The organism is Aldersonia kunmingensis (genome assembly GCF_001646865.1).
GTDB classification, from domain to species: domain Bacteria; phylum Actinomycetota; class Actinomycetes; order Mycobacteriales; family Mycobacteriaceae; genus Aldersonia; species Aldersonia kunmingensis.
On the sequence record NZ_LRRB01000087.1, the window covers coordinates 1 to 8,220 of the forward strand.

General features: G+C 67.8%; 2 protein-coding genes. Both read left to right on the top strand.

The genetic code is table 11. The features are described 5' to 3' along the window. Nucleotides 1-29: 29 nt before the first annotated feature. Complete coding sequence (locus A8G08_RS27030; protein ID WP_222844245.1) at nucleotides 30-7,904, top strand: non-ribosomal peptide synthetase; 7,875 nt, start codon at nucleotides 30-32, stop codon at nucleotides 7,902-7,904. Continuing rightward, nucleotides 7,891-8,220: condensation domain-containing protein (locus tag A8G08_RS28235; RefSeq protein WP_157108432.1), on the top strand; the 330-nt coding region annotated here is incomplete at its 3' end. The genes A8G08_RS27030 and A8G08_RS28235, both read left to right, overlap by 14 nt.

Here is an 8,220-nt window from a genome sequence, read left to right on the forward strand (position 1 = left end):
CGGAGGACACCGACGCGCTGCTGACGGCGGTGCCGGGCGCGTTCAACGGCGGCGTCAACGACGCGCTACTCGCCGGCTTGGCGCTGGCCCTTGCGCAGTGGCGGCGTGAGCGCGGTGTCACCGAGACCTCCGCGCTGGTGCGGATGGAGGGTCACGGACGTGAGGAGTCCGCTGCGCCCGGCGCTGATCTGTCCCGCACGGTCGGCTGGTTCACCAGTGTCTACCCCGTGCGCCTTGACGTTTCCGGCGTTGATCTGGTTGACGCATTCGAAGGTGGGGCCGGGGCGGCAGTCGCGGTAAAGGCGGTCAAGGAGCAGCTGCGTGCGGTGCCGGACAACGGTATCGGCTACGGGCTGTTGCGTTACCTCGCAACGGATTCCGTACCGGGACCGACCCCGCAGATCGGGTTCAACTACCTCGGTCGCATTTCGGCGGCCGACCTGCCACCCGACGCTGCCCGAATCGGCTGGGTGCCCGCGTCCGACCTGAGCGATCTGCCCGCTGACGCGGACCCCGACATGCCTGCCATGGCAAGCATCGATATCAACGCCATCACGCTGGGTGGGCAGCTCTCGGCAACCTTCGCCTATCCGGAGACGTTGCTCGCCGGTGCCGACGTCGAAGCGCTGGCACGGTTGTGGCAGCGAGCGCTGGCGGCAATCGTGCGCAGCGTCCGCACCACGGGCGGCGGTCGCACACCGTCGGATCTGGCGCTGGTTACGGTCGGTCAGCACGACATCGATTCGTGGGAGACGCGGTTCCCGTCGATGCGCGACGTCTGGCCGCTCTCGCCGTTGCAGTCCGGCCTGTTCTTCCACGCCATGCTCGCCGAGACCTCGGTGGACGTCTACACCACGCAGCTGGTCGCGATGCTGAGCGGCGTAGTCGATGCTGCTCGTCTGCGCGACGCCGCGCAGGGCGTGCTGGACCGGTACGAGAACCTGCGCACCGCGTTCGTATACAGCGACGCGGGCGCGCCGGTTCAGGTCGTCCTCGATTCCGTCCAATTGCCCTGGGCGGAAATCGATCTGAGCGAGCACCCGGATGCGCACGAACAGTTCGCGGCGTTCGCCGCCGAGGACCGCGCGCGGCATTTCGATCCTGCCGACCCGCCGATGATTCGGTTCACGCTGGCCCGACTTGCCGAGGGTGACTACCGACTGGTGGTAACCAACCACCACATCCTGCTCGACGGCTGGTCGATGCCGCTGGTCATGAAGGATCTGCTGATCGCTTACGCCGCGGGCGGTGACGCCGCCGTTCTGCCGCGGGCACGGTCGTACCGGACGTTCCTGGAATGGATCGACGGGCGTGACCGCGCCGCCACGCTGGCTGCATGGCAGGCCGCCCTGGCCGGAGTTGATGAACCGACCATCCTTGCCGCGGCGGATTCCGGCCGCGAGATCAGCGCGCTGCACGGCGCGCACAGCTTCGCTCTGAGCGCGGCGGTGACGGCCGAGTTGTCGGCTCGCGCCGCCGACCTCGGCGTCACGGTGAACACGCTGGTGCAGGCCGCCTGGGGCATTCTGCTCGGCCGCCTCACCGGACGCGACGACGTGGTATTCGGCGCGACGGTGTCGGGTCGGCCCGCCGGACTCGCCGATGTCGAGTCGATGGTCGGCCTTTTCATCAACGCGTTGCCCGTCCGTGTGCATTGCACCGCTGGGGAAGCCGCGCGAACCGTGATCGGTCGCCTACAGGCCGAGCAGGCGGATCTGCTGGACCACCACTACGTCGGCCTCACCGACATCCAGGCCGTCGCGGGCGCCGGTGCCGGCTTCGACACCCTGGTGGTGTTCGAGTCCTACCCGGTGGACCGCGCCGAACTGGCCGAGGCAGCCGCGATCGACGGCATGCGGGTAGCTGGCGTTCAGATGCAGGATGCCACGCATTACCCGTTGACGCTGCTCGCGATCCCCGGGGAACAGCTCGATCTCACGCTACGGTTCTTCGAGGACCTGTTCGACCGCGCCACTGTCGAGGATCTCGGCGAGCGGTTCGTCCGGATCCTGGAAGCGCTTGCCACGCAACCGGATATCGCCGTGGGTGACATCGACCTGCTCGATTCGTCCGAGCGCGCACGGGTGCTGCGTGGCTGGAACGACACCGCCGTCGACGTCGGTTCCGCGCCGACAGTCGTTGAGCTGTTCGCCGCGCAGGCCGCGGCGACGCCCGATGCGCAGGCGGTCGGTACCGAGGGCGAGTGGCTGAGCTACGCCGAATTCCACGCGGGCGTGAATCGCCTCGCACGCCATCTGATCTCGATCGGGGTCGGCCCGGAGACATTGGTTGCCATCGGAATGCGGCGGTCCGTGGACATGCTCACCGCGACGTACGCGGTGCTCGCGGCCGGGGGTGGGTACGTGCCGCTGGACCCGGACCATCCGGTCGATCGCATCGCGCACGTGCTGGAGAGCGCGGCGCCGGTGTGTGTCCTGACTGCGTCCGGGGACGAATTCCGCGCGCCGGCGGACGTGCCCGTCGTGCGGATCGACGAGATCGATCTGTCCGGCGTCGATCCCGCGCCGGTCCGCGAGGCCGAGCGGCTGGCTCCCCTCCGGCCCGGCAATGTCGCCTACGTCATCTTCACCTCCGGCTCGACCGGGCGCCCGAAGGGTGTCGCGGTGTCGCACCGGTCGGTGGTCAACCAGGTCCGCTGGATCAGCGATCGATTCGACATCGGGTCCTCCGATGTGGTGCTGCTGAAGACGCCGACGACCTTCGACGTATCCGTGTGGGAACTGTTTGCTCCGTTGGCCAATGGTGGGCGGCTCGTCGTGGCGAGCCCGGACGGGCACCGCGATCCGCGTTACCTCGCGCAGATCATCGCCGACGAGTCGGTCACGCTGACTTCCTTCGTGCCGTCGATGCTGTCCGTGTTCGCCGCGGAGGTCGACGCCGCTGCCGTCGACTCCCTGCGCGCGGTGCTGGTCGCGGGTGAGGCGCTGCCCGCCACGACCGTGGCGGCGGTCCGGGCGCTCGGCATCCCGGCCGTGCACAACCTGTACGGCCCAACCGAATTCACCGTGCACGCAACCGAGTGCGCGATCGAGGCGGTCAGCGGTGCGGTGCCGATCGGATCGCCGGTGTGGAACGCGCAAGCGCTGGTCCTGGATGGGCGACTGCGCCCGGTGCCGCCGGGCATGCGAGGTGAGCTCTACCTCGCCGGTGTCCAGTTGGCCCGTGGGTATTACGGTCGCGTCGGGCTTACCGCCGACCGGTTCGTCGCCAATCCCTTCGGAGCTCCCGGCGAGCGGATGTATCGCACCGGTGACGTTGTGGTCTGGAAGCGGGATGGACGGCTGGACTACCTGGGCCGCAGCGACTTTCAGGTGAAGCTGCGCGGACTGCGGGTCGAGCTCGGCGAGATCGAGGCAGTGCTTGCCGATCACGAGGCGGTGGCGCAGGCAGTCGTGGTGATGCACCGCGACGGCCGGGTGGGCGACCGGTTGGTCGCCTACCTGGTTGCGGCCGCCGGCGCCGAAGTGGACACCGATGCGGTGGCGGCGTTCGTATCGCACGAATTGCCTTCGTACATGGTGCCGTCGACGTTCGTCACGCTCGCCGAGTTGCCGCTCAACCCGAGCGGCAAGCTGGACCGCAAGGCGCTGCCGGTGCCGGTGTTCGAAGCCGAAGTGTTCCGCGCACCGACCACACCGATCGAGGAAATCGTTGCCGCAGTGTTTGCGGAGGTCCTCGGCGTAGAGCGCGCCGGACTCGATGACGATTTCTTCGCCCTCGGCGGTAACTCGCTGTCCGCGGGTCAGGCCGTAGCGCGTCTTGGCACTGCGCTTGGGGCCCGGGTTCCCGTGCGCGCGCTCTTCGAGGCGCCGACCGTGGTGGCGCTGGCGACCAAGGTCGAACAGCAGGGTGGTAGCGGCGCTCGTTTGCCGCTGACGGCTCGTCCGCGGCCCGAGCGGGTTCCGCTCTCGTTGGCCCAGACGCGAATGTGGTTCCTCAACCGCTTCGACACGGAGTCTGCTGCTTACAACATCCCGCTTGCGGTGCGGCTATCGGGCGAGCTCGATCTCGCTGCGCTCCGGGCCGCGATCGCCGACGTCGTTGCGCGACACGAGGTTTTGCGCACGGTGTACCCGCAGGCCCCGGACGGAGCTGTACAGGTCGTGCTCCCCGCCGCCACCGCGGTGCCCGAGGTGACGGTCACCGACGTCGCGTCGGCGGACGTTGTCGCCGAGGTGTCCGCCTTCCTCGCCATGCCCTTCGATGTCACCAGCGAGGTTCCGGTTCGGGTCCGGGTGTTCCGGACTGCGCCGGCCGAATACGTGCTCGGCGTCGTGGTCCACCACATCTCCGCGGACGGGATCTCGATGGGCCCGTTGGCACGTGACGTGATGACGGCCTATGCGGCCCGCGTCGCAGACCTGGAGCCGTCCTGGGCGCCGCTGCCGGTGCAGTACGCCGATTACACGCTGTGGCAACGCGAGCTGCTCGGCGATGAGGACGACCCGAGCTCGTTGGCAGCCCAGCAGGTGGCGTACTGGCTGGCCGAGCTGGCCGAGCTGCCCGATCAGCTCGACCTGCCGACCGATCGACCGCGCCCGCCGGTGCAAACCTTCCGCGGCGGCAAGGTGAGTGTCGCGATCGACGCCGACCTGCATGCCGGCCTGATGGATCTGGCGCGCAGCCATGGCGTCACGCTGTTCATGGTTGTGCACTCGGCGTTGGCCGTGCTTTTGCACCGGCTGTCGGGTACCGATGACATCGCCATCGGTACCCCGGTGGCCGGTCGCGGCGAGGCCGTGCTCGACGACCTGGTCGGCATGTTCGTCAACACCGTGGTATTCCGCTCGCGCGTCACCGCGGGCGCTTCATACCTGGATCTGCTTGCGCGGCAACGCGAGACAGACCTCGCGGCATTCGCCAACTCCGACATCCCGTTCGAGCGGTTGGTGGAGGTGCTCAATCCGCAGCGCTCGACGGCGCGGCACCCGCTGTTCCAGGTCGGCCTGTCGTTCCAGAACACCGCCGACGTGAGTCTGACTCTGCCGGGGCTCGAGGTGTCCGGCGTGGGCATCGATACCGGGCTCTCGCAGTTCGACCTGCATCTGATCGTGTCGGACGGTTACGACGAGCATGGTGCTCCGTTGGGCATCGGCGGCTACATCACCTACGCGACAGATCTGTTCGACGCGGCGACGGTGCAAGGTTTCGTCGACCGCTTCGTTCGGATCCTGCAAGCCGTCGTCGCCGATCCCGACCAGCCGGTGGGGGACATCGAGGTACTCGATTCGGTCGAACGTGCGGAATTGGTGTTTGGATGGAACGACACCGCGCATCCGATCGACTCGGGCGCGACATTGGTCTCGCTGTTCGATGCGCAGGTGGCCGCGACGCCGGACGCGGTAGCCCTCGTCGCCGGGGACATCAGGCTGACCTATGCCGAATTCGACGTTCGGGTGAACAAGCTTGCCCGTTGGTTGATTTCGCAGGGCGTACGCGCCGAGTCGCGCGTCGCGCTCGCGATGCGTCGATCCGTCGACCTGGTCGTCGCCATGTACGCGGTCGCCAAGGCGGGCGGCGCGTACGTGCCGGTTGGGATCGATCAGGCTGCCGAGCGAACGGGACACATACTCGAAATCGCGGCACCGGTCTGCGTGCTGACGACCGCCGCGGACGGATTGCCGACCGAGGGCGATGCTCCGGTGGTCGCAATCGACGAACTCGACCTATCGAGGTTCGCCGATGCGCCCGTGACTGATATGGAGCGAATCGAGCCGCTGCGCCCGGCCAATGCCGCGTACGTGATCTTTACCTCGGGCTCCACCGGCGTGCCCAAGGGCGTCGTCATATCGCATGCCGCGATCGCGAACCAATTGCAGTGGAAATGTGCGGAATTCGGGATGGCCGGCGGGGATGTCACGCCGCTGATGACGGCGGCGACGTTCGACCTGTCGGTATGGGAGTTCTGGTCCGCGCTGGTGTCGGGCGCCACGCTCGTGATCACCGAACCTGACGCGCAACGCGACCCGGGTGTGGTGAACGAGCTGATCCGAGCCGAATCGGTTACCACGCTGCACCTCGTTCCGTCCCTGCTCGAGTCGCTGTTGACCGATGCCGACGGCGAGCTGTCCCCGTCGGTGCGGCAGGTGTTGGCCATTGGTGAGGCACTGCCCGTCTCCATCGCCGCCCGATTCCGTCGGCACAACCCGAGCGCCCAGCTGTTCAACCTGTACGGCCCGACCGAGGCCGCGGTCTCGGCGACGGTGCACCTCGTTCACGACGCCGACGACACCGTCGTGCCGATTGGCGTGCCCGAGTGGAACACCAGGGCGTATGTGCTCGATGCGCGGCTGCATCCGGTTCCGGTCGGCGTGCCGGGCGACCTGTACCTGGCTGGAGCCCAGTTGGCGCGGGGCTACGACCAACGCGCCGATCTCACGTCGGAGCGATTCGTACCCGACCTGTTCGGTGCACCGGGTGACCGGATGTACCGGACCGGTGACCTCGCAGCGTGGAATGCGCAAGGGGCACTGGAGTATCGCGGACGCACCGATTTCCAGGTGAAGGTGCACGGCTTCCGGATCGAACTGGGCGAGATCGAGGCAGCGCTAGCGCGCCGCCCTGAGATCGCAAATGCTGTGGTGATCGCCCACTCCGACGATCACCGCGGGGACATGCTCGTCGCATACGTGGTTCCCGCGTCGGGAGCCGATGTCGATACCGCCGCACTGCAGCACGCGCTCGGGACGGAACTGCCGTCCTACATGGTGCCTGCCGCGTGGGTGACGCTCGACGCGGTGCCGCTCACCGCGAACGGCAAGCTGGATCGAAAGGCTTTGCCGGCGCCGCAGTTCGAGGCGAAGGTGTATCGCGCGCCGACGACGGCGGTCGAGGGGATCGTGGCGCAGGTGTTCGCCGACGTGCTCGGGTTGGCGCAGGTCGGTGTCGACGACGACTTCTTCGAGCTGGGCGGCAATTCGTTGTCGGCAACCCAGGTGACCGCGCGGGTCGGCGCCGCGCTCGATCGGCGGGTCCCGGTACGCATGCTGTTCGAGGCGTCGACGGTCCATGCGCTCGCCGCGCGCGCGGAGATGCACGCGGGCGCACATCGTGTTCCGCTGGTGGCGCGTGAGCGTCCCGACCATATTCCGCTGTCGCTGGCGCAGCAGCGCATGTGGTTCCTCAATCAGTTCGAGCCACGGTCCGCGGCTTACAATGTGCCGCTTGCCATCCGGCTGTCCGGTCAATTGGACGTCGATGCGCTGCAGAGCGCCGTGGTCGATGTGATCCACCGGCACGAGTCGCTGCGCACGGTCTATCCGCAGTTCGATGGGGTGGCCGGCCAGTGGGTGCTGCCGCCCGATCGCGTGGACGTGGACCTGACGCCGGTTCCCACCGAGGAGGAACGCCTGCTCGAATCGGTGGCGGCCGTTGTCGGCACCCTCATGGACGTTACTCAGGACGTCCCTGTGCGGGCACGGCTGTTCCGCTTGTCCGACAACGAACACGTGCTTGCCGTCGTGGTACACCACATCAGTGCCGACGGTTTCTCCATGGCACCGTTGGCGCGCGACGTGATCCTCGCGTACACCACGCGACGGACCGGTCAACCGCCGGCGTGGGCCCCGTTGCCGGTGCAGTACGCCGACTACGCCATGTGGCAACGGGAAATGCTTGGTGCGGAGGCAGATCCGGAGTCGGAGGTCTCGCGACAGATCGCCTTCTGGCGACGCACGCTCGACGACGCACCGCAGCAGATCGAGCTACCGACAGATCGACCACGCAAGGCGGTGCAGTCATTCGCCGGTGCGCGTGTACCGATCGAGGTCGATGCCCAACTGCACGCCGCGCTTCTGGGGGTTGCCCGGTCGAGCGGTGCCACCGTCTTCATGGTGATGCACGCCGCGCTGGCGGTCCTGCGTCGCCCGGATGAGTGGGTCTGACGACGTGGTGGTGGGTACGCCGGTTGCGGGACGAGGTGAGCAGGAACTCGACGATGTCGTAGGAATGTTCGTCAACACCCTCGTGCTCCGGTCCAGGGTTGCCTCGGGGGAGCGGTTCGCGGACCTCGTCGGCCGGACCCGCACCGCCGACGTCGAGGCGTTCGGCAATGCCGACCTGCCGTTCGAGCGCCTCGTCGAGGTGCTGAATCCGGCACGTTCCCAGTCGCATCACCCGATCTTCCAGGTGATGCTGGCATTCGAGAACCTCGCAGCGACCGAGTTCGAGCTGCCCGGTCTCGCCGTGAGCGGAGTCCAC